This window comes from Microbacterium sp. P5_B6 (assembly GCF_056400345.1).
On record NZ_JBFULL010000018.1, the window covers coordinates 11,168 to 33,757 of the forward strand.

The 22,590-nt window shown below is 65.1% G+C and carries 19 protein-coding genes; 14 read left to right on the plus strand and 5 right to left on the minus strand.

Annotation, left to right across the window (positions count from 1 at the left end; genetic code table 11):
- The 5 genes from AC1DP3_RS16350 to AC1DP3_RS16370 all read left to right on the plus strand — a co-directional run bounded on the left by AC1DP3_RS16350 (nt 1) and on the right by AC1DP3_RS16370 (nt 6,507).
- A complete protein-coding gene (locus AC1DP3_RS16350) occupies nt 1-987 on the plus strand; it encodes an ABC transporter permease (protein ID WP_477295107.1) in 987 nt (328 codons plus the stop codon).
- A complete protein-coding gene (locus AC1DP3_RS16355; RefSeq protein WP_477295109.1) occupies nt 984-2,867 on the plus strand; it encodes an ATP-binding cassette domain-containing protein in 1,884 nt (627 codons plus the stop codon). Before AC1DP3_RS16350 ends, AC1DP3_RS16355 begins: the two co-directional genes overlap by 4 nt.
- On the plus strand, nt 2,864-3,694 hold the full coding sequence (locus AC1DP3_RS16360; RefSeq protein WP_477295110.1) for an ATP-binding cassette domain-containing protein: 831 nt from the start codon (nt 2,864-2,866) through the stop codon (nt 3,692-3,694). The genes AC1DP3_RS16355 and AC1DP3_RS16360 overlap by 4 nt, the downstream gene beginning before the upstream one ends.
- Nucleotides 3,691-5,145, plus strand: coding sequence for a glycoside hydrolase family 43 protein (locus tag AC1DP3_RS16365; RefSeq protein WP_477295112.1), 1,455 nt, complete (start codon nt 3,691-3,693; stop codon nt 5,143-5,145). The genes AC1DP3_RS16360 and AC1DP3_RS16365 overlap by 4 nt, the downstream gene beginning before the upstream one ends.
- Nucleotides 5,146-5,220: 75 nt before the next feature.
- Complete coding sequence (locus AC1DP3_RS16370; RefSeq protein WP_477295114.1) at nt 5,221-6,507, plus strand: alpha/beta hydrolase; 1,287 nt, start codon at nt 5,221-5,223, stop codon at nt 6,505-6,507.
- Between the two features lie 92 nt (nt 6,508-6,599).
- Here the strand turns inward: AC1DP3_RS16370 and AC1DP3_RS16375 are convergent, their stop codons facing one another.
- The gene (locus AC1DP3_RS16375; RefSeq protein WP_477295116.1) at nt 6,600-7,214 is read right to left on the minus strand and encodes a TetR/AcrR family transcriptional regulator; all 615 of its coding nucleotides are present in this window, start codon (nt 7,212-7,214) and stop codon (nt 6,600-6,602) included.
- Nucleotides 7,215-7,314: 100 nt separating this feature from the next.
- Between AC1DP3_RS16375 and AC1DP3_RS16380 the strand changes: the two genes are divergently transcribed.
- The 8 genes from AC1DP3_RS16380 to gndA all read left to right on the plus strand — a co-directional run bounded on the left by AC1DP3_RS16380 (nt 7,315) and on the right by gndA (nt 15,539).
- Nucleotides 7,315-7,692 carry a family 1 glycosylhydrolase gene (locus tag AC1DP3_RS16380; RefSeq protein ID WP_477295117.1) on the plus strand — a complete coding sequence of 126 codons (378 nt, stop codon included), beginning with the start codon at nt 7,315-7,317 and terminating at the stop codon, nt 7,690-7,692.
- Nucleotides 7,693-7,726: 34 nt separating this feature from the next.
- Nucleotides 7,727-9,082 carry an MFS transporter gene (locus tag AC1DP3_RS16385; protein ID WP_477295119.1) on the plus strand — a complete coding sequence of 452 codons (1,356 nt, stop codon included), beginning with the start codon at nt 7,727-7,729 and terminating at the stop codon, nt 9,080-9,082.
- A gap of 48 nt (nt 9,083-9,130) precedes the next feature.
- Nucleotides 9,131-9,364: an SDR family oxidoreductase gene (locus AC1DP3_RS16390; protein WP_477295121.1), complete on the plus strand. Its 234-nt coding sequence runs from the start codon at nt 9,131-9,133 to the stop codon at nt 9,362-9,364.
- An 85-nt stretch (nt 9,365-9,449) separates the two neighbouring features.
- Entirely contained in the window at nt 9,450-11,246 is a 1,797-nt protein-coding gene (uidA, locus tag AC1DP3_RS16395) for a beta-glucuronidase (protein ID WP_477295123.1), read from the plus strand.
- Between the two features lie 10 nt (nt 11,247-11,256).
- On the plus strand, nt 11,257-12,249 hold the full coding sequence (locus tag AC1DP3_RS16400) for a Gfo/Idh/MocA family protein (RefSeq protein WP_477295125.1): 993 nt from the start codon (nt 11,257-11,259) through the stop codon (nt 12,247-12,249).
- On the plus strand, nt 12,246-12,737 hold the full coding sequence (locus AC1DP3_RS16405; protein WP_477295127.1) for a gluconokinase: 492 nt from the start codon (nt 12,246-12,248) through the stop codon (nt 12,735-12,737). The genes AC1DP3_RS16400 and AC1DP3_RS16405 overlap by 4 nt, the downstream gene beginning before the upstream one ends.
- Nucleotides 12,730-13,791: a LacI family DNA-binding transcriptional regulator gene (locus AC1DP3_RS16410; RefSeq protein WP_477295129.1), complete on the plus strand. Its 1,062-nt coding sequence runs from the start codon at nt 12,730-12,732 to the stop codon at nt 13,789-13,791. The genes AC1DP3_RS16405 and AC1DP3_RS16410 overlap by 8 nt, the downstream gene beginning before the upstream one ends.
- A 143-nt stretch (nt 13,792-13,934) precedes the next feature.
- On the plus strand, nt 13,935-15,539 hold the full coding sequence (gene gndA, locus AC1DP3_RS16415; protein WP_477295131.1) for an NADP-dependent phosphogluconate dehydrogenase: 1,605 nt from the start codon (nt 13,935-13,937) through the stop codon (nt 15,537-15,539).
- 221 nt (nt 15,540-15,760) lie between these two features.
- Here gndA and AC1DP3_RS16420 read toward each other — a convergent pair whose 3' ends face one another.
- Complete coding sequence (locus AC1DP3_RS16420; RefSeq protein ID WP_477295133.1) at nt 15,761-16,795, minus strand: LacI family DNA-binding transcriptional regulator; 1,035 nt, start codon at nt 16,793-16,795, stop codon at nt 15,761-15,763.
- Nucleotides 16,796-17,039: 244 nt separating this feature from the next.
- Here AC1DP3_RS16420 and AC1DP3_RS16425 point away from each other — a divergent pair, with 244 nt between their 5' ends.
- On the plus strand, nt 17,040-18,119 hold the full coding sequence (locus AC1DP3_RS16425; protein WP_477295142.1) for an IS110 family RNA-guided transposase: 1,080 nt from the start codon (nt 17,040-17,042) through the stop codon (nt 18,117-18,119).
- 362 nt (nt 18,120-18,481) lie between these two features.
- Here the strand turns inward: AC1DP3_RS16425 and AC1DP3_RS16430 are convergent, their stop codons facing one another.
- The 3 genes from AC1DP3_RS16430 to AC1DP3_RS16440 all read right to left on the minus strand — a co-directional run.
- A complete protein-coding gene (locus AC1DP3_RS16430; protein ID WP_477295135.1) occupies nt 18,482-19,921 on the minus strand; it encodes an MFS transporter in 1,440 nt (479 codons plus the stop codon).
- Between the two features lie 86 nt (nt 19,922-20,007).
- The gene (locus AC1DP3_RS16435; RefSeq protein WP_477295136.1) at nt 20,008-21,279 is read right to left on the minus strand and encodes a family 1 glycosylhydrolase; all 1,272 of its coding nucleotides are present in this window, start codon (nt 21,277-21,279) and stop codon (nt 20,008-20,010) included.
- A 66-nt stretch (nt 21,280-21,345) separates the two neighbouring features.
- On the minus strand, nt 21,346-22,590 hold a 1,245-nt coding region (locus tag AC1DP3_RS16440), incomplete at its 5' end, for a glycoside hydrolase family 2 TIM barrel-domain containing protein (protein ID WP_477295138.1).

Below are 22,590 nucleotides of genomic sequence, written 5' to 3' on the forward strand. Positions count from 1 at the left end.
GTGGGGGCGGGCGAAAGCCCGCCCCCACCTGGATTGGAAAGAAAGATGATCCCCTATATCGCCAAGCGGCTGGGTACCGGCATCATCCTCGCCGTGCTGGTCACCTTCATCACCTATCTTCTGCTCAGCACGTCGTTCGAAGACGTGGCCAGCACAATTCTCGGCCCGTCGGCGAATCCGGAGACTATCGCCGGAGTGATGGCGGCAGAGGGCTGGGACCGCCCGGTCATCGTGCAGTACTTCGACTGGCTCTTCCACGCCATCCAAGGAGACTTCGGAGTCTCGGTCTACACGTCGCTTCCGGTTCTGCCGTCAGTTATGCAGCGCCTCGTGGTAACCCTTTCGATCATCATCCCCGCCCTGTTCCTCACCTTGATCATCGGCACCACGCTTGGCGTGTGGGCAGCCTCTCGAGGTGGCGCGGTGGACCGCATTGCGCAGGGCGTGTCCCTTTTCGGCTATCTGATCCCGGGGCTGCTGCTGGCCATCGCGCTGGTCTGGGTCTTCGCGATTCGACTGGGGTGGCTGCCGGCCACCGGCTTCACGCCGCTCACGGAGGACCCAGCCGCGTGGGCCCGAAGCATCACTATTCCGGTCATTGTGCTGATGATCGGCGGCATAGCCAACATGGCCGCGCAGGTTCGGGGGCGGATGATCGACGAGCTCCGCAAGGACTACGTTCGCACCCTCCGCACGCGCGGGGTTCCCTMCAACGCCATCGTCCTCAAACACGCCCTCCGCAACGCCGGAAGCCCCGCGCTGACTGTCCTATCGCTGGAGTTCATCCAGATGTTCGGCGCCGCACTGATCATCGAGAACGTCTTCGCGCTCCCGGGCTACGGAAGCTACGCGTTCAATGCCTCCCTGCAGGGCGACATCCCGGTCATCCTCGGCATCACCGCGTTCGGTGTGCTGCTGGTGATCGTGGTGAATCTCTCCACCGACGTGGCCAACGGCTGGCTCAACCCGAAAGCGAGAGTCCGATGACCCTGCCCATTGATCCCTCGATCAACCCCGGCACCGACCAGCCGGCGGAGACATCAACGTCGGAAGCGGCCGACCCGGTGACCAAGACGGTCACGACTCCCAGCACCGAGCTTCTCCAAACAGTGGCTGCCGCCGCTCGATCGAGCCGAACCCCGCTGTGGCGCAAGCTGCTGAAAGACCCGCAGGCCGTGGTCACCATCGTCATTCTCGCGGTGACCCTGCTGATCGCTCTCCTCGCATCGTTCCTCGCACCACACGGGCCGAACGAATCCGACCTTGCGCTCATCAACGCGCCGGTCGGAACCCCAGGGTTCCCCCTCGGCGGTGACGAGTCCGGCCGCGACATCCTCAGCCGACTTATCTACTCCACCCAGACAGCGGTCATCGCGGGTCTCATCGGCACAAGCGTCGCGCTCCTCATAGGCGTGACGGCTGGGCTCGTCGGCGGCTATTTCGGCCGCGTCACACAGGCCAGCACCGAGTGGATCTTCAGCCTCATCATGACCTTCCCGGGCCTGCTGCTGCTCATCATCCTGATGCCCGTCACAAAGGGCGACTATCGCGCGACGATGCTGATTTTCGGAGTTCTTCTCGCTCCCGGCGTTTATCGGATCGTGCGTAACCTCGTGCTGGGCGTGAAGAACGAACTCTACGTCGATGCCGCGCGCGTGGCCGGTCTCGGAAACCTCCGCATCCTCGCACGACACGTCCTGTTTGTGGTTCGCGGACCCATCATCATCGCCACGGCATTCCTCTTCGGCTCAGCCATCGCTGTGCAATCCGGCCTCGCGTTTCTCGGTGTCGGCTCACTGGAGGTGCCGAGCTTCGGCGCCATGATCGCATCGGGCTTCCGGAATCTCTACATCGCGCCCACGCAGTTCCTTTGGCCGAGCCTCAGCCTCGGCGTGATCACCGCCTCACTCGTGCTGCTGGGCAACTCGCTTCGCGATGCACTCGAGGGGTCAAAGCCCAAGCCGTTCAAAGTCGGTGCGGGTCAGCGAGTCGTCAGCGACGACATCGGCGACGCCGACCGAGGCACCCGCTCACTGCTCGACATCCGCGACCTTGCAATCGCATATCCACGTCCGGATGGTCGCCTGAATGAGGTGGTGAGAGGCGTCTCCCTGAGCGTGCCCCGAGGAAAGGTCACGGGATTGGTCGGCGAGTCGGGATCCGGCAAATCGCAGACCGCCTTCGCGACTCTCGGGGTGCTCCCCAACGAAGCGGTGATCGTGCGCGGATCCATCCTGTTCGACGGCAAGGAGCTGATTGGCCTCACTGACAGGCAGATGCGACCACTGCGCGGCAAGGAGATCGCCTATATTCCGCAGGAGCCGATGTCGAACCTCGACCCGTCGTTCAAGGTCGGGGCGCAGCTCGTGGAAGGTGTTCGAGCCGCACTGGGAATCTCGAAGAAGGAGGCCAGGCAACGCGTTCTGGCCCTCTTGAAGCGAGTGGGTATCAATGACCCCGAGAGAACCTTCGATTCCTACCCGCATCAGATCTCGGGCGGGATGGCGCAGCGCGTGCTCATTGCCGGCGCGGTCGCCAGTCGACCAAAGCTGCTCATCGCGGATGAACCGACCACGGCACTTGACGTGACCGTTCAGGCGGAGATCCTCGACCTGCTGCGCGACCTGCAGGCGGAACTCAACATGGCGGTGCTGCTCGTCACTCACAACTTCGGAGTCGTCGCGGACGTGTGCGATCAGATCGCGGTGATGCAGTACGGCGAGATCGTCGAACAGGGAGATGTCGAGGCGATCTTCACCGCGCCACAGCATGAGTACACGAAGATGCTGCTCGGAGCGATTCTCGACGAAAGCACAGTGCGCACCGATCCGCCGGTTCCGGCGATCAACAATGGAGGTGCGAAGTGAGCCTGCTCGAGATCCGCGACCTGCGCGTCGCGTTCCCCGGCCGGGGCTTCCGCGCCAAGCCCGTCGAGGTGCTGCACGGGGTGAGCATCGATGTCGCGTCCGGCGAGACCGTCGGACTCGTCGGCGAGTCCGGGTCTGGCAAGACGACGATCGGCCGTGCCGTGCTGGGTCTCGTAAAGCCGTCCGGCGGGTCCATCCGCTTCGACGGGGATGAGATCTCCGGCCTCCAAGGCAAGGCTCGTCGTGCTTTGGCCGACCACATCCAGGTCGTCTTCCAGGACCCCTACACATCGCTCAACCCGTCGATGACGATCGGCGACATCCTTGCCGAGCCCCTCGTCGTGCAGGGCTCTACCGCCAAGGACGCCAGATCCCGCGTCCGCGGCCTGCTCGACCAGGTCGGTCTGCCTGCGGACTCCGTTGACCGGTTTCCGCGCGAGTTCTCCGGCGGTCAACGTCAGCGCGTGGCCATTGCGCGGGCACTTGCCCCGCAACCGAAGCTGATCGTCTGCGACGAACCGGTATCTGCGCTGGACCTCTCGACACAGGCGAAGGTAATGGAGCTGTTCGTCGACATCCAGCGCGCCACCGGTGTGGCGTATCTCTTCATCTCCCACGACCTCTCGGTGATCCGCCATCTCAGCCACCGGGTCGCCGTCCTGTACCGGGGTGACATCGTCGAATCCGGCGACACTCCGGTCGTCACGTCGAGTCCGTCTCATTCCTACACGCAGAAGCTGCTCCTGGCGGCTCCGGTCGCGGACCCGCGCGCGCAGCGCAAACGTCGGGAGCAGAGGAGGAGCGTCCTCGCAGGTGAGGCCTCGTGACAGCTCTGGCGCTTCCCGGATTCCATCCGGACCCATCTATCTGCCGTGTGGGGGAGGAGTACTTCCTCGTTACATCCACCTTCGAGTACTTCCCTGGCGTTCCGATCTTCGTCAGCCGCGATTTCGTCTCGTGGCGTCAGCTCGGCAACGTCCTCACCCGCCCCTCGCAGCTGAACGTGCGTACGGGGATCGACAACGCCAGCGGGGGCATCTACGCCCCCACGGTTCGCCACCACGATGGGCGGTTCTGGATGACGACCACGAACCTTCACGACATCAGGGACGGTCATCTCATTGTGCACGCGTCTGAGCCGTCCGGCCCCTGGAGTGATCCCGTCTACACCGCCGGGTTGATTGGAATCGATCCCGACCTGAGCTGGGACGAGGAGGGCTCGTGCTACCTCACTTGGTCGGACGTCGTGCGCGGCGGAATCTCCCAGGCGCAGGTCGATCCCTTCACTGGAAGCCTCCTCACGACGGCTCAGGAGATATGGCGAGGAACCGGTGGCGCACACGCCGAAGGACCCCACCTGTTCCGGCGCAATGACTGGTGGTACCTCCTGGTTGCTGAGGGAGGAACCGCCGCCGGACATATGGTTACGATTGCGCGTTCACGCGCCATCTCCGGCCCTTTTGAATCAAACCCAGCGAACCCGATCCTCACTCATCGCAGCACCACGGATCCGGTGCAATCGACCGGTCACGCTGACATGCTCGAGCTCGCGGACGGGTCGTGGGGCATGGTGCACCTGGGTACTCGCCCACGCGGATCGTTCCCGAAGTGGCACACCAACGGTCGAGAGACATTCCTGACGGGCGTGGACTGGGTGGATGACTGGCCCGTGATCGTCGAAGAGCGGTACTCGGCGGTGCACCCTAGGTCCGACTTCTCCGAGGCGTTCACCGAACCATTCCTGCACCCACGATGGATCGCGCCTGGCGCTGACCCGACGACGTTCGCGGTGCCGTCGGAGTCGGGACTCCGCCTCAGCGCCGGCCGAACACCCGACAGCGCAACCGCGAACCGGCTGCTGGCAGTGCGGGTGACCGATCAGGAATGGACGGCGACCGTACGCGKGGCGGGTGACCTCTCGCTGACAGTCCGCATCGACGATGAGCACCAGGCGATGGTGGAACGAGTTGGCGAGGTCATCACCGCGCGAGTAGTGATCGGTCCCGCGGATCAGGGGCTGGCGCGGCGATCCGACCTCGGGAAAGACGCCGAGCTGATGGTGCGGGCCTTGCCCTCCGGAGGTCTACCGGGGCAGAGGCAGGGCCCCGACCGGCTGATGCTGGGAGTGATGCGCTCGGGACAATTCCTCGAGCTCGCCTCCTTCGACGGCCGATACCTCTCCACCGAAGTCGCCGGTGGATTCACGGGTCGCGTCGTCGGTGTGGAAGCGCTCGGGTCGGACGCCGTGGTCACGGCGTTCGCCTATTCGTCGCCGTAGCCAGCTTCGCGACCCAGGACCGCACGAGCTCCGCCAGGTCGAACGCACAAGATGCTGAAACAGAAAGGCCGCAAGATGACCACAACGGACAATGCACGAACCGACGACGCAAGGGGCACCGCGGACCTCCTGACATCCGCGGGAGCAGTCATCGATCTGTCCCCGCGCCTGAAAGAATTCACACTCCGCACCGACGCGCTGGCGACCGCGCCGGGATTCCCGTTCGGCGGGGATCCGGCGGGCCTGACTCGGGTTCGCGTGCTCCTTCCCGTCGATTACGACCATGACGCGGAGCGGCGTTACCCGGTGCTCTATCTGCTGCACGGCGGTGGCGACGACTATGCCTCCTGGACGACGCCCGACGGCAAAGGCGACGCTGAGGGGATCACCGGCGAAACGCCTCTCATCGTCGTCATGCCCGACGGAGGCATCGCGGGCGGATACGCCGACTGGTACAACGATGGGCGGTTCGGGGCCCCACGCTGGGCTGCCTACCACCTCGACCAGCTCGTTCCCTGGGTGGATGCGAACTTCCGAACGATCGCCGACCGAACCGGCCGTGCGGCGGCCGGGCTGTCCATGGGCGGCGCGGCGGTGCGGTACGCGGCCCAGCGGCCCGACCTCTTCGGCGTCGCGGCGGCGTTCTCGGGTGACGTTGACATCATGCAGCCAGAGAGCGGATGGCGCGGCGCGGGCAGCTTTGTTGCGCGCCAGATCTGGGGAGATCCCGACGCGGACGAGCTGAGGTGGCGCGCGGTGAATGGGCCGGACCTGGCCATCAACCTCCGAAACACGGACGTTTCGATCTATACCGGCGACGAGGGGGAGCCCGAGGGTACGTTCATCAAGGCTGGCTCCGAGGCGCTCCATGCTCGGCTGGACGACCTGGAGATCGACCACGAGTTCACGCTGTACGAAGGCATGAGCCACGAGTGGACGACGTGGAATCGAGCCTTGCGCGAATGGCTGCCCCACCTGTCGAAGACGTGGAGCGAGCTCGACGCTCACCCGTCGGGCTTCGCGTACACCTCGACCGCCGACGCGTTCTCGATCTTCGGCTGGGACGTCGCCCTCACCCGGGCAGCTGCCGGCTTCAGCTCCCTCGAGGTGGCCGCGCCGGGCTCCTTCGTGTTCACAGGCGCCGGCTCAGCCATCGTCACGACGCCTCCGCTGGCTTCACCGAGCGGGCGGGTACGAGTCACATCCGCCTACGAGGACAACCCGACGACCGTCGCCGAACTGCGCGCAGACGAGGGCGGACGAGCGGCAGTGGCACTCGAACTGGACGGCGCTGCCGGCCCGGAATCCGGAGTGTCGGTCGGCACGAAGGCCACTGTCTGGGTCGAGCCACTCGACGGGTGAGTCGACGGATGCTGCGCACCGACGCGTCGTGCGCAGCATCCGTTCATCACGAACGATCCACACGGATTCGACGCCGCGGCCTTCGAACTCGCTCAATCGTCGCCGCGCAGCTCTGGCACGAACGAGCCCAATGCCGCGCGCAGCACCGAGTCCGCATCGAATCGACGATCCGTGGAGTAAAGCCATTGCAGGTGCAGGCCCTCGGTGAGGGCGATCGTGGCGGCCGCGAGCTGGTCGGGGCTCGCTTCGCCCACCAGTCTGCCGTCATCGTGAAGGCGCTGGAACAGCCGACCCAGGAAGCGACGGATGTCGTCATACCGGCGTGCGAAATGGTCGTGGGCCGGGTGAGTAGAGGGGGCTGCCTCACCGGTAAGCACTGCGCTCAGTTCCACGAGCCCGGCATGGCGGTCACGCGCAACGAGAGTGTTCACCATGCCGCGAAGCACGTCGACGGGATCTGATTCGAGATCGAACGTGCCGTACTCGAGCAGGTAGGCCGCGCTATTTTCGTCCTGCAGAGTCAGCACCGCCGTCAGCAGGTCCTCCTTTCGGGGAAAGTGATGAAGCAGTCCGGTATGGCTGATCCCGGCGCGCCGCGCGATCTCGGCCATGGACACCCCGTGGAATCCGCTTTCGCCGAACGCCGACGCACACGCCGCGACGATCGACTGACGAACGCCTGCGGTCTTGGCATATGTCCGTGCCATCAGCCCCCCCCCCCCAAGAAATAGTAAGACCTTTCGAGATTATGCTACAGTGATCAGGCAATCGGTTGTCACGACGCGAACTCGGAGGAAAAGATCACTGGTGACGAACTTCCCAGACGGGTTCCTGTGGGGGGCTGCCACGGCCCCGCACCAGATCGAAGGCAACATCAACAGCGACTGGTGGGCGCGCCAGCAGATCACGCCTGGCATAGAGTTGTCCGGCGACGCAGTCGACAGCTATCACCGATATCGGGAAGACATCTCCCTCCTCGCTGCCGCAGGCCTGAACAGCTACCGTTTCGGCATCGAGTGGTCTCGTATCGAGCCCATCCCCGGGCACTTCTCTCGCGCGGAACTGGCGCACTACCGCCGCATGATCGAAACATGCTTCGAGTTCGACGTGACCCCGGTGATCACCCTGCAGCACTCCAGCCTCGCGTGGCTGGGTGAGGTCACGCGTCGAGGCGTGCTCGCCTGAGCGGGCGAGTCCAACCTCGCGCCTTGGAGCACGCATGACTCGCCTCGCTGACGAAGACGACCCCATCGACGCCGACGACGAGCTCCGCGTCATCACCGCGAACGCGGCGCTGGCGCAGCCCGCGATCGCCGAGCCGACCGCGGCAGTCACCCGACTCGCCGAGCTTGCACCCGTGCCGGTGTGGGGGATCATTCTGCTGGTGGCGGCGACTTTCGGCACCGGCATGGCGATGATCGTGCCGATGTCATACTCTCTCGCCGTACGACTCGACCAGCTCGCCCCGGCAAGGGCCGACATCCTCGGTTACATGCTCGGGATCGGCTCGGCGGCGACGCTCATCGTCGCACCGCTCACCGGCATCCTGAGCGACCGCACTCGGTCTCGGTGGGGTCGCCGACGTCCGTTCACCGCCATCGGCATCGTCCTCGGCCTCATCGCCGTTCCGACGATGGCGCTCGCCCCCAATCTCATCGTGCTCGCCGCGGGATGGGTGCTCTCCACGATGGGGTGGAACACGGTGGGTGGGTCGATCGGCAACTGGCAGGCCGACCGACTGCCCGCCCACCAGCGGGGCAAGGTCTCGGGGATGACCGGGCTGGCCATGCAGATCGCTCCGGTGATCGGAATCATTCTCGTCGGAACCGTCCGCGCCGAGACACTGCTCGTCTTCGCAATCCCCGCGGCCGTCGGCCTCGTGCTGGTCGGGCTCTTCGTATGCTTCGCGCGCGACCCTGACAGCCGCGACACCCTGCACCCGGAGGCGCTCACGCTCGGGCGCCTGGTTCGCAGCTACGCTTTCGATCCTCGAGCGCATCCGGACTTCGCGTGGAACTGGGCGGGAAGGTTCGTCTTCTTCCTCGGCCTCACCTTTGCCACCAGCTTCTCCGTGTTCTTCTTCGCGCAACGTCTCGACGTCCCGGTCCCCGACGTGGCCGGCTTCCAGGCCATCACTGCCGCACTCAGCATCGGCACGGCACTGCTGGGGTCACTCGGTGGCGGATGGCTGAGCGACAAGACCGGAAGGCGCAAGCCGCTCATCGTCGGAGGCGCGACGATCTTCGGGCTGGGGTGCGCTGTGTCGGCCTTCGCCGACGACATACCGAGCCTCCTGACAGGAACACTCATCTCCTCGCTGGGCATAGCGACCTTCTCCGCTGTCGGCCAGGCGCTGACCCTCGACGTGCTACCGAACCGCGAGACCGAAGCCGGCCGATACATGGCGATCACCCTTTTCGCTCAGAAGATCCCCGGAGTGCTGGCGCCGGCCGCGGCCCCCCTCGTGCTCGCGATCGCCGGAGGGGATAACTTCTTCGCGCTGTATCTCTCTGCAGCGGCGCTGGCTCTCATCGGCGGTATCACGATCGGCGCCGGGGTGCGCACGGCTCGGTAGAGATCCCTTCCCGCCCCATGCACGAATCATCTGTCCCAGGAGAAGATCATGCCGTTCCCGTTCGCTGACGTATCGGCCGAACCACTCGCCGACCTGCTCTCACTGTCCCGACGGAGCGTGCGCCTCGATGCGAGCGCCGTCATGCCGGTGATGGCGCAAAGCCTGATCGGTCGAACGGGAACACCGGACGACATCGCCAGCGTGGTGCTGTTCTGCGCGAGCGACACATCAGCCATCATGACCGGCAGCACGCTTCTTGCGGACGCTGGGCAGACCATCTGAGGCCGTATTCCGGCAATCGATTGCCACTCGAGTGGTTTTCTGGTTAACTTCATCCATACACGCACCGTCGCGCAGAAAGGCCGCAATGCTGAAGCCCCGTTCTACCCCCACCCGCGATCTCGTCAATCTGGACGGGGTCTGGCGCTTCGCGCTGGACTCCCGGGTAGACGAGAAGCCGTGGGAATCGACGCTCCGCACACCGCTCGAGGCGGCGGTCCCGGCCTCGTACAACGACCTGTTCACAGATCCGGACATCCGCAAGCACGTCGGCTGGGTCTACTACCAGCGCACGGTGCGGGTGCCCCGTGGGTGGAGCGGCGAGGACGTGCTGTTGCGGTTCGATGCAGCAACCCACGCCGCGCGCGTATACGTCGACGACGCCCTGGTCGGCGAGCACATCGGCGGCTACACGCCTTTCGATGTCGACGTCACTGATCTGATGCCGGCCGGGGGAGAGTTCCGACTCACGGTCGCCGTGTCGGGCAATCTCACGAACGAGACGATACCCCCGGGCAAGATCGAAGTCGGAATCACCGGAAAGCAGAAGCAGACCTACTTCCACGACTTCTTCAACTACGCGGGTCTTGCTCGATCGGTATGGCTTTACAGTCGCCCGAAGGCGCGCATCGAAGACATCGTCGTGGTCACTGATTTCGAGGACGCCACCGGCTCTGTCGACTACCGCGTAGCGGTGAACGGTGCCGGCGATGTCCGCGTGCGGCTCGAGGACGCCGAAGGCAATGTCGTGGCCTCGGCTGGCGGCGCTGAAGGCACCCTTTCGATCCCCGACGTTGTGCTGTGGAAGCCCGGCGCTGCTTATCTCTATCAGCTGACTGCTGAACTCGTCGTCGGCGACGAAGTCGTAGACAGCTATCCGCTGGCAGTCGGCGTACGCACCGTGGAAGTGCGCGGATACGAGTTCCTCATCAACGGCGAGCCGTTCTACTTCACAGGATTCGGCAAGCACGAAGACGCCCCTGTGCGAGGCAAGGGTCATGACGACGCCTTCCTCGTGCACGACTTCCAGCTGCTCGAATGGATCGGCGCCAACTCCTTCCGTACGTCGCACTACCCGTATGCCGAGGAGGTTCTGGAGTTCGCCGACCGCCACGGCATCGTCGTCATCGATGAGACGGCCGCAGTCGGGCTGAACATGGGCGTGGTCGGTGGGATGACCGGCACGCCCCCGTTCCCGACCTTCTCCGAGCAGTACGCCAACGACAAGACCCAGGCGGCGCACGCACAGCATCTACGCGAGCTCATGACGCGAGACCGGAACCACCCCTCGGTGGTCATGTGGAGCATCGCGAACGAGCCCGCCTCGAACGAAGAGGGTGCCCGCGAGTACTTCGAACCGCTCGTCGAACTTGCAAGGCAACTCGATCCCACTCGCCCGCTGACCTACTCGGTGGTTATGTTCGCCACCTTCAAGAACGACCTCATCGTCGACCTTTTCGACGTCGTCAGCATCAACCGCTACTACGGCTGGTACATCGCCGGCGGCGAGCTAGATGTTGCTCAGGCATACCTACAGGGCGACCTGCAGGGCTGGATCGACCGGGTCGAGAAGCCCATCATGATGAGCGAGTACGGTGCCGACACCCAACCGGGCGTCCACTCCGTCTGGGAGGACAAAGTCTGGACCGAGGAGTATCAGATCGCGTATCTCGAGGCGAATCACAGCGTGTTCGACCGCTTCCCCCAATTCGTCGGAGAACACGTATGGAACTTCGCCGACTTCGCCACCGACAACGGGCTGCACCGCGTCGACGGCAATAAGAAGGGCGTCTTCACGCGTKACCGCAAACCGAAGTCTGCTGCGCGGCTTCTGCGTCAGCGCTGGCGCGGACTCGAGGGCCGCAAGCCCGGTGCCGGCGAATGAGATGGCGCCAGTGACCAACTCGGACTCAACCCAGCGGTGGGGCGTGCTCGGAACTGGCCGCATCTGTGAGACCTTCATCCCTGACATTCAGGCCGCGGGCGGAGTCGTCGCGGGGGTGTGGGGGAGGCGCCCCGAGAAGACCGAAGCGTTCTCGCAGGAACATGGGATTGCATTCGCGACCACGGACCTCGACGCCCTCCTGCAGCGCGACGATGTCGATGTCGTTTATGTCGCCACACCGCCGGCAACTCATCTCGACCTGGCGGTCCGCGCTCTCGAAGCGGGCAAGCACGTGCTGGTCGAAAAACCCATGGCGATGTCGGCCGACGAGGTGGAGCGGCTGTTCGAGGTGGCGAGCGCACACGACCGCTTCGCCATGGAAGCGATGTGGATGAAGTTCAACCCACTGCATGTCGAAGTCCTCCGCCTCATCCGAGATGGCCTCATCGGGGAGCCCCGAGACGTCCGCGGCGCGTTCGGATTGCCCTTTCCGGCGGGAGGGAACCGGTGGAATGCGGAGCTGGGCGGCAGCACTGTGCTTGACCAGGGGATCTACCCCGTCACGCTCGCAGAGTGGGTGCTCGGACCGGTCATCGATGTCTCGGCAACCGGGTCGGTTCTGGACGGGGTCGACGTCTCAGCCCGCATCACTCTGAGGCACGAGGGCGGAGGGTCATCCCAGCTCGCCTGCTCCATCATCGAGTTCGTCGATCCGTCCGCCTCGATGAGCGGCACCGCGGGCTGGATCGAGATCCCCGCGATGTTCTGGGCGACGGACGTGGCGCGGCTGCACGCCGGATCCTCGGGGGCAATGTTTCGCGAACCGGACCGCCTCTCCCGTCCGCGGGAAGGCAACGGGTATGTCCCCATGCTCCGATCAGTAGCCGACGCGATCGCGAGAGGTGAGCGCCAGCATCCGTCCCATGACGCGGTGGCGACCCAGTCGGTCGCTCGCGTCCTCGACGACATTCGTGCCCAGGTATTCGCCGGAGCTTCGGCGTGACCGCGGTTGTTGTGATGGGCGTCTCGGCGGCGGGTAAGTCGTCGGTAGCGAGCGCTTTGTCGACGCGATTGCGGACACCTTGGATCGACGCAGACCAGCTACACCCCGCGGCGAATGTAGAGAAGATGGCCTCAGGTATCCCGCTCGAGGACGAGGATCGGTGGCTGTGGCTCGATCGTGTCGGGGCGCGCCTCGCGGACAAGGTAGACGTCGTGGTGGCGTGCTCGGCGTTGCGGCGTACCTACCGTGATCGGTTGCGCAGCGCTCGCCCCGACGCGGTCTTCGTTCACCTCACCGCGCAGCGCGCCGTGTTGGCCGCCCGAGCGGCAGCGCGGGATGATCATTTCATGCCGCCCGGACTCCTGGACTCCCAGCTGTCCACCCTGGAGCCCCTCGAGTCCGATGAGCGAGGCGTTGTCGTCGACGTGGAGTCGTCGTTGGCCGAGGTTGTGGACAGAGCAGTAGATTGGATCTCACGAAATGGTTGACGGCGCTCCGGCACACATCGATGGGAAAGTTCCTCCGGAGATCGCCGCGCGGGTGCGGCGGCGTGGAGGAGCGGCGACGATCTACGACATCGCTGAGCTCGCGGGCGTCAATCCGTCGACGGTCTCGCGCGCACTGTCAAAGCCAGGGCGGATCAGCGTCGCGACAGAGGCAAAGATCCGCGCGGCGGCAGACACACTCAACTTCCGGTTCAACCCGATGGCCAGGGGCCTGCAAACAGGACGCAGTCATACGCTGGCGCTCGTCGTTGCAGACATCACCAACCCGGTGGTGTTCGGCATCGTGCGTGGGGCGGAGCAAGCAGCCACCGCCGCCGGCTACACGCTGGTCATCGCCGAGTCCCAAGAATCGGGCGAGGCTGAGGCCACGGTGATCGAGCGACTCATGCCGAGTGTCGACGGGGTAGTCATGGCGACCACGAGGCTGTCCAGCGAGCGCATCGCCGAGGTTGCGGAGCGGAAACCAGTCGTGCTCATCAATCGTGCTGTCGAGGGCGTTCCGGGGGTGCTCCCCGATGTCGAGAGCGGTGTGGGACAGCTCCTGACGCATCTCACCGAACTGGGACACCGGTCCATCGCATACCTGTCGGGCCCGGAGACTTCTTGGATCAGCGACAAGCGATTCGAGCTGATGCTCGAGGCCTCCGGCCGACTGGGATTCTCCCTCGTGGAGATCGGACCCAATTCGCCGACCATCGACGGCGGTCGGGCAGCGCTGCGCCGCGTCCTCGCTGCACGTCCCACCGCGGTCGTCGCTTTCAACGACCTCCTCGCGATCGGTCTCATGCAAGCCGCGGCCGCGAAGGGCATCACAGTTCCGGACCAGCTGAGCGTGGCCGGATTCGACGACATCTTCGGCAGCGAACTGATCACACCCCCACTCACCACCGTGCGGGCGCAGCTGGTGGAGGCCGGTGAGCGTGCCGTGGCCAATCTGCTCGCGCGGCTCGCCGGCAACGAGGCGGCCGACGCAATGCCGCCGTTGGCCACGACCCTCGTCGTGCGCGCATCGACTGGCATCGCGCCGGCCCAATAGACGTCGACGTACGTGGAGGCCGGGTACGGAAGGCGAAGCTGCACTGACATGCTCCCTTTCGGCTCGTGGCACAGACGTCCGAATCGGAGCCTCGTACTTGAAGGGCGTATCCATGGGACACCTCTTCTCAACGAAGGAAGAACATGAACTCGAACGACAACCACGCGCAGACGAACGTCTCGACCGACCGCGATGACCAGCCCGGCTCCACCCGGGTGCACGAGGGTGCCCCTGCCCCGGAAGAGGTGAAGCGCCCGGCTCCGACTCCCACGGGCCCGGGTGCCGCCCGCGAGCCGGTTGCGAATATCGGCATCGTGGGGCTGGCGGTGATGGGGTCGAATCTGGCCCGGAACCTCGCCAGTCGCGAGGGCAACACGGTGGCCATCTACAACCGCAGCTATCCGAAGACCGAGACGCTGCTCACTGAGCACCCCGAAGCGGAGTTCGTGCCGGCCGAGACGTACGAGGAGTTCGCGGCGTCGCTGCAGAAGCCGCGGACGGCGATCATCATGGTCAAGGCCGGGGCCGGGACGGATGCCGTCATCGACGCGCTCGTGAACGTCTTCGAGCCGGGCGACATCATCGTCGACGGCGGCAACGCCCTCTTCACCGACACGATCCGCCGCGAGAAGGCGGTGCGGGAGACGGGCATCAATTTCGTCGGCGCGGGCATCTCCGGCGGGGAGGAGGGCGCGCTGCACGGCCCGTCGATCATGCCGGGCGGTTCGGACGAGTCCTGGCTGACGCTCGGTCCGATCCTGCGCTCGATCGCGGCGGTCGCCGAGGGCGAGCCGTGCGTGACCCACATCGGCCATGACGGCGCCGGGCATTTCGTGAAGATGGTGCACAACGGCATCGAGTACGCCGACATGGAGCTCATCGCCGAGGCCTACGACCTCATCCGCCGCGGCACCGGCAAGAGCCCGGCGGAGATCGCGGACGTGTTCGCGGAGTGGAACAGGGGTGAGCTCGAGTCGTATCTCATCGAGATCACCGCCGAGGTGCTGCGCCAGGTCGACGCCGAGACGGGCGCGCCGCTGGTCGACGTCATCCTCGACCAGGCCGGCGCCAAGGGGACCGGCGCGTGGACGGTGCAGACCGCACTCGACCTGGGCGTTCCGGTGTCGGGCATCGCCGAGGCGACCCTCGCCCGTTCGCTCTCCTCGCACCCCGAGCAGCGTGCCGTCTCGCGTGAGCTGCCCGGTCCCGACGCCTCKGGCGGGTCCGCCTCGGGCTTCGCGGAGGACGACGACGCGTTCATCGAGGACGTGCGTCTGGCCCTTTACGCGTCGAAGATCGTCGCGTACTCGCAGGGGTTCGACGAGATCCGCGCCGGCGCGGCCGAGTACGACTGGAACATCGACCTTGGCGCGGTGTCGAAGATCTGGCGCGGCGGTTGCATCATCCGCGCACAGTTCCTCAACCGCATCGCGGACGCCTACGCCGAGACGCCGGAGCTGCCGGTGCTGCTCACCGCGCCGTACTTCGTCGAAGCGCTCGGCCGCGCGCAGGACGCGTGGCGGCGGATTGTCGGCACAGCGGCGAGCACCGGCATCCCCGCTCCGGCGTTCTCGTCCTCGCTGTCATACTACGACGGGCTGCGCGCCGACCGCCTGCCGGCGGCACTCGTGCAGGGGCAGCGGGACTTCTTCGGCGCCCACACCTACCAGCGCGTTGACAAGCCCGGCACCTTCCACACGCTGTGGTCGGGCGACCGCACCGAGATCGAAGCCGAAGACACCCACTAGACCTTGGCAAGTCGCTGATCGGTGCGGTGGCGGCCCCGAGGCTACACGACAATCGATTGGCCAACCTGCCAAAGATCTTGCCCGAGTCTGGGCGGCCGCACTGCGACCGAGCGTGGCGGCCGCTGTGAGCCGGACCGCCAAAGGCGCCCGTGGGTCGGTCTGATGTCGTTTAGCCGGCGCTACTACGCGGCTCTGAACGTGTCGCCCCACGACAGACCTATCTAACTGTCGGGCGGCGGTCCTGAGGATTCACGGACAACAAGTGTCGTCGCAAGCGCGACTCTCTCGGACTCGGTACCCGGAAAGGCGCCCGTGATCAACCGGTTCATGGCCACTGTCCCGATTTGGCGCAGCGGCGAGCGAACAGTTGTCAAGGCAGGGACCGAAAGTTCCGCGCTGAAGATGTCGTCGAAACCCACAACGCTCAGCCTTCCGGGTACATCGACGGTCGCGCTTCGGGAAGCGAGCAACAGGCCGTGCGCGACCAAGTCGTTGTACGCCACCACCGCGGTCACGCCGCTCGCGAGCACCCGGCGAAGGGAACCGGCGCCGCCCGCCACAGTTGCGGAATCGGCTTCGATCTCGACGATGGACATTCCCCTACTCTCCGCTTCACCGAGCAGCAGATCCCATCTGGCCGCGTCGATCCAAGCGTTGAGACCGCCGAGGTACGCCAACGACCGGTGCCCCAGCCCGTGCAGGTGCTCCACCGCTTCGATGAGACMGGTCCGCATGTCCGCAAACACCGATGGGATCCCGTCTGCTGCATGATTAGCGGCAACGACGGGCGTCTCTGCGGCAATGGCGCGCAACGAGTCGGCATCTAGACGCGACGCAACGACTAGGATTCCATCGACCGAGCGCTGCAGACGGGCGATCGTCGCTCTTTCTGCGTCCGGAGAGCCTTGGGTCTCCGCAAGAATGAGCGTGAGGCCGTTTCTGGCGGCGACCTGCTCGGCCCCCCGGATGAGGTCGAAGTGCACCGGATTAGTCATGTCGGAGAGGATCACCGCGAAGGTGCCGGTCTTACCCGTTTGCAGCGCGCGAGCGAAGGGATTCGTCCGGTAGCCAAGTTCATTGGCCGCCGCACGAATCTTGGCTTCGGTCGCCTGATTTACTCGGCCGGGGTTGTTGAGTGCCCTGGACACCGTCGACGGATTCAATCCGAGGTGTTTTGCGACGTCATATATCGTGGGCTTAGGGTTGCGGACCGATTCAACGCGCGTCGCTTCTGTGTCTGGGGAATCGTCGCTCATCAGGATCAGAGCCTATCGGGGGAGCCGCCGACGGATGGGGTTACTGCTGGAACCGAGGACTTAGCGGCTGCGCGTKGGAAGGCGCCGATGTTGGGTGCGTTCTCGTACGGTCTGAACGGTGCCGTGGGCTAGACGGTATGGGTCTTCGGTCCTCTTGAGKCTGGGGCCTCGATTCGCCTAAACGTGGGTTGCCAGCCCCCTGTGAGGGCTGGCCTATCCGACAGGCGAATGGAGGCCCCAGTTGATTTCTCAGCGTACGAGCGTCGGGCTGGATGTGCACGCGCGGAGCGTGGTCGCGGCCGCGATCGACGAGCAGACCGGGGAGGTGTTGAGGCGAAGATTCGGGTACGACCCGAGCGAGGTCGTCGCCTGGGTGAGGTCGTTGCCGCAGCCGGCGGCGGTGACGTATGAGGCCGGTCCGACGGGGTTTTCGTTGGCGCGATTGTCCGCTATGGCGGGGATCTCGTGTCTGGTCGCGGCGTCGTCGAAGCTGCAACGACCCACCGGGGACCGGGTCAAGACCGACGCGCGCGACGCGCTGCATCTGGCCCGGCTGCGGCGGTTGGACGAGATCGTCGCCGTCCGGGTGCCGTCACTCGAGCAGGAGACCGCCCGGGATCTGGTCCGCGCCCGGGAAGACAACCGCGGCGAGCTGATGGCAGCACGGCATCGTCTGTCGAAGCTGCTGCTGCGGCACGGGGTCATCTACGACGGCAAACACGCGTGGACCGGCGCGCATGACGCGTGGTTGCGCCGGCACCGGTTCGACCAGCCCGGGCTGCAGGCCGCGTTCGACGCCGACTACGAGGCCGTGCAGCAGGTCGCCGCCCGTAAGGACCGCCTGGACCGGCTGATCGAGCAGATGGCGGTGACCAGCGAGTACGCGGGCGTGGTGCGACGGCTCGGATGTCTGCGGGGCGTCTCCACGCTGACCGCGTTCGCATTGGCGGTCGAGATCGGCGACTGGGACAGGTTCACCGGGTCCACCATCGGCGCGTTCCTCGGGCTCGTCCCATCGGAGCACTCCTCCGGGCAGTCCCGGGTGCAGGGATCAATCACGAAGACCGGCAACACGCACGCCCGCCGACTACTCGTTGAATCAGCCTGGCATCACCGAAAACCGTACCGACCCGGCGCGGTCATGCAAGCCCGCTGGGCTCAGGCTCCCGGGATGGCCGTCGCGAGAGGTGACGCCGGCAACCACCGCCTCCACCACAAATGGCAGCAATTCACCGCCCGGAAGAAGCGGCCCGTGATCGCGAACGTCGCGATCGCCCGCGAGCTCGCGGGCTGGTGCTGGTCCTTGGCCGTCATGCCCGACTGACGGCTCAAGCCGGTCGGCGGCGCCGCGGACACGGTGACGGCAACGCGAGGAGCGACCCGCGAATCAACTATGAGCAACCCGCCCACGGGCGGGTGACGCTCGACTCTAGACAAGCGGTCCCGCTCCAGCCCAAAAGCCCGTCCTGCGGTAACCAACCCGCGCATATCAGTCTGACCGCGCGTCGCCACGACACGCTCGCCACCCATCAATGCGACGCCGCCGACCCCAGCGAAAGAGCGCCCCGAGCTCGATCACTCCKGGCGCTCTTTCCCCTGCCACTTGACAGGAACCAGTCACATATCAGTTGAGGCGTTTTCGGCGTCCAGGGGTCCCCCTGGTGGAGCCTTCGGGGACCTCGGCGTCTACGCAAGCGTGTAGCGCTTTTCTTTGATGGGTGAAATGGTCAGCGTCGCCAACGCGACCAGCACGAGCGCCGCCACCCAGACGAACTGATACCCACCGGTCACCGCGACCACAACGGCAGCGAGCGCGGGGGCAAGAGCCTGCCCGAGGTTCATCGCGACCGTGGCCAGACCAAGGTCACGCGCTGCTCGGGCGGGGTCGGGCAGAAAATCGATGAACATTGCGTTGTCCACGGGGATGTAGATGCCGAACGCCGCGCCGGTGATGACGACCTGGATGAACAGCGCCGGCAGCGTCGGGGAGATGAGCGGAATCGCCAGAGACACCGCCATGAGGACCGATGCGACTACCACGAAGGGCTTGCGTCGACCTATGCGGTCAGAGAGCCGTCCGGATACCGCGATAGCGATCAGCGTGGAGGGGATTCCACAAAGGCCCAGCAGCGGCACGGTGGCGGAGGCCTCCGCGGCGCTCAGCGCCGGCGATATGTAGCTCTGGAGCATGTAGAGACTGAGAACCGTCGTTGTGCTGTACCCGAAGAAGAACAGGGCTCGGGAGATCCAAAGCCAGCGGTAATTCGGCTCTTTCAACGCGCTGGCATATCCGCGGAGGAACGGCTTCCACGCGAACTTGTCCCGCTGGAGATCGACGGAACTCTCGTCCCGGTTGCGAGTCACGAACAGAACGGCCGCGATCACCACGACGAGAGCCAGGATCAGGTAGAAGTCCAACCCAATGAGACCGAACAAGGCACCGGCGCCGATGCCGCCGATCAGGCCACCGATGATCGAGCCCATGCTCGTCCAGGAGGTCACCCGCCCGCGGCGTTCATGCGGTACACGATCCGCAACCGTGGCCTGGAGCGGGTTGCTGGTGACGTTGAACGCGAGCTCCGTGAGGGTCCACAGCACGACGAGGACCGCCACCGACGGAGCGTAGCGAACTGCGACGAGGAGAATCGCGCCGACCAGCGCCGAGTAGAGGATCCACGGGGCACGTCGCCCAGCCCTGGAGCGAGTCCGGTCGGACATGACACCGATGACGGGCTGAAGGAGCATGACGACGATAGCGCTGGTCGTGGTGACGAACGCCAGGCCCGCAGCGCGAGAGGCCTCAAAGTCATCGAGAAGGGCAAGCTGTCGGGTCTGGTCGGCGCTGGGCTGAATGTCACCGGCAGCGACCGCTCTTCCCAGCTCGGTGAGCGCCTGCAGGTCCACACCCGCGTCCGCACCGGTGAAGAACTGACYGAACTGAATGATCTGGACCTGGTTCGGCATCAGAATGCCCTGCGAGGACGTCCAGATCGCTGCGATAGCGAGCGCGAGGAACAGATACCAGCGGATGTAGCGAGAGAGCCGCTTCTTGGAGTCGTAGTGGACCGCGATTGCGGACGTCCAGCGCTGGTCCTCGCCTTCCTCCTTGGTGACGGGATCGGTCATGCGAGGCTCCAATTCCGAAGTATCGCAGCTTTCATTTCAAACCTCCTTGTTTGACACCGAACGGCAACGCGCCCGGTGCTTCGTTATCATGCGTAGCGGGATTGAATTCCGAGTAAGGCCAGTCCGTTTCCGCGTGCCACGTCGCCGAGCCAGGCGAGGCTGGGCTTCGGTGTTCGGACGAACGTGTTGCGGTCGACAGCGATCAGGCCAAAGGTCGGAGCCCAGTGTCCCCATTCAAAGTTGTCGAGCAGACTCCAGTGAAGATAGCCGCGGACATCGATGCCGTCGGCGATGGTTTCCGCCAGGCCGCGCAATGCCAGGTCGGTGTAGCGAACACGTTGCGCGTCATCAGCGGTCGCGATTCCGTTCTCAGTGACGATGACGGTCACACCCTCCGACACCTCCCACGCGTGGCGGACCGCCATCGCGAGCGAGTCTGGTCGGAACGCCGTTCCGACCAGCGTGTTGTCGGGGTGCGCCGGGTGCGGGACGAGTCCGTTGGCGTCGACCTGCTGACTCGAGTACGCCTGGACTCCGACGAAGTCGTCGCCCCGGGCACCCTCCCAATAGACGTCCTCCTTGCCGTAGCGGATCTGCCTCAGCTTCTCCTCCCCTCCCGGAGCTGCCGTCAAGGCGCCCGCGGCGATGGTCCAGCCCACCTTCGCGTTCGTCTGTGCACGCACGATCTCGCGTGCGGCGTGGTGGATGTCCACGAAGGTGCGACCGATCTCGGGGTCGGCGTCCTGCAGAAACGCGCCGTGCTGCTTCTTCTCGAGCTTCGTCTCCTCGCCGCCCTCGCGCTCGGTGTCGCTCTCGACGGTGGGGCTCTGCCACTGACCGCCCTGGGTCGCGGTCATGCGGCGCATCGCCGTCATGATGGCCGCCTGCATGTTCGGTTCGTTCATGGTGGCGACCCACTCGACGCCGTCGAGGATGGTCGTGGCCTCGGTCACGAAGCTCAGGAAGCGTTCCTTGGCCCTGGGGGAGGTCCAGCCGCCGTCGTTCGCGAACCATCGGGGAGTCGTAAAGTGCTGCAGGGTCACGAAGGGCACGACTCCCCGTGAGAAGCAGTACTCGATCACCCGGCGGTAGTGGGCGAGCTCGGCGCGTGAGAAGCGCCCMTCCACAGGTTCGATGCGGGACCATTCGAGGCTGAAGCGGTAGGTCGTGAGCCCCGCATCGGCGAGAAGGTCGATGTCCTCGCGGAAACGGTGGTAGCTGTCGACGGCGTCGCCCGAGAGTTCCATGCCGGGAAAGGTCAGCTCACGCTCCCACCAGTCACTGTTGACGTTGTTGCCTTCGATCTGGTGTCCGGCGGTGGCAGCTCCCCAGAGGAAGCCGGTGGGAAAATTCGTCATTGATAGTCCGTCTTTCATTTGGCGAGTCGGTGCGTTCTCAACGGAGACGCCACCGACTCAGCAAGCTCAAACTCGAGAGATCTGATTCAGAGCGGCGTTGAGCGCCRAGACCTGTTCCTTCGACACTGATCCCGGCGCCTGCTGCAGAACGGCCTGGAAGGTCATCCGGCTGAGCACATACTGGGCCACCTCCGTGGTCATCATGTTCTCGGCAACATGACTTGCACCGCCCGCCATCCGAGACATGAGCTGCTCGATCAGCGCAGCGCCTCCAGGAGACTGCTTGATGTCTCCGAGCGTGTCCCGGACCGAGTAGAAACCGTCCGGGGCCGGAAGCTCGTCTTCCTCAAACCAGTTCGTCACTTCCGCGACTTCCATCGAGTACCGCTCGTTCGGCGTCGCGACGCGACGAATCCGGATCGAATCGGTGRTGTCCCCGGCACGTGCAACCAGCTCGTGGTCGCCCGAGAGCGGGACAGAAAAGCGGAAGACCCGCGTTCCCGACTGCTGATCGATGAGCTGACCATCGCACCACAGCGAGACTTCGTCGGAGTTCGAATAGACGGCCACCTGGGTCACCTCCTCTGCGCGATCCTCGTACCGACGTCCAGCGATGTGGACGAACGGTTCCGTCGACCAGGCAGCCTTGTAGAGGTAGAACGCATCCTTCTTCAGCGAGCGGTCGAAGCTGACCAGACCTTTCTGGTTCCGTCCTGGAAACTCGCCTTCGTTGCGGCCATCCACACCGAAGTCCGCGAGGTTCCAGACGTGCGTAGCCCAGAGCCAAGGACGCTCCGCGATGATTGTGAGCATGTGCTCGTGATAGGCCGCTTGGAACTGCTCTGAGTAATCGCCTCGCACCGGGTTCGCTGTCTGAAAGCGCGGGTTCGCGTCCGCGCCGTATTCGGAGATGCCGACGGCTACTCCGGGATGCTCGACGCGGAACTCGTCGAGCCACTTCTCGTTGTCACTGAAGTCTCCGACGTACCAGCCGTAGTAGATGTTGTAGCTCATCACGTCGGTGACCGTCGCGAGAGGGTCGGAGGGATCTAGCACGAACACGTTCGCAATGGCCGTCAAACGAGTGGGGTCGAGGCGATGCGCGAGTTCGTTGAGCTCCTGGTGCGCGGTCAGAATCTCGGGCGTATTGCGGGTGATCGTGATCTCGTTCGACAGGCCCCAACACACGACGCTGGCGTGGTGACGGTTCTGAACGATGAGGTCGGTCAGCTGCCGTTCTGCGTCTGCTTTTCCAAGGGGCAGGAAGTCGGAGATCTGCGGGATCTCCGCCCACACCACAATGCCGGCCTC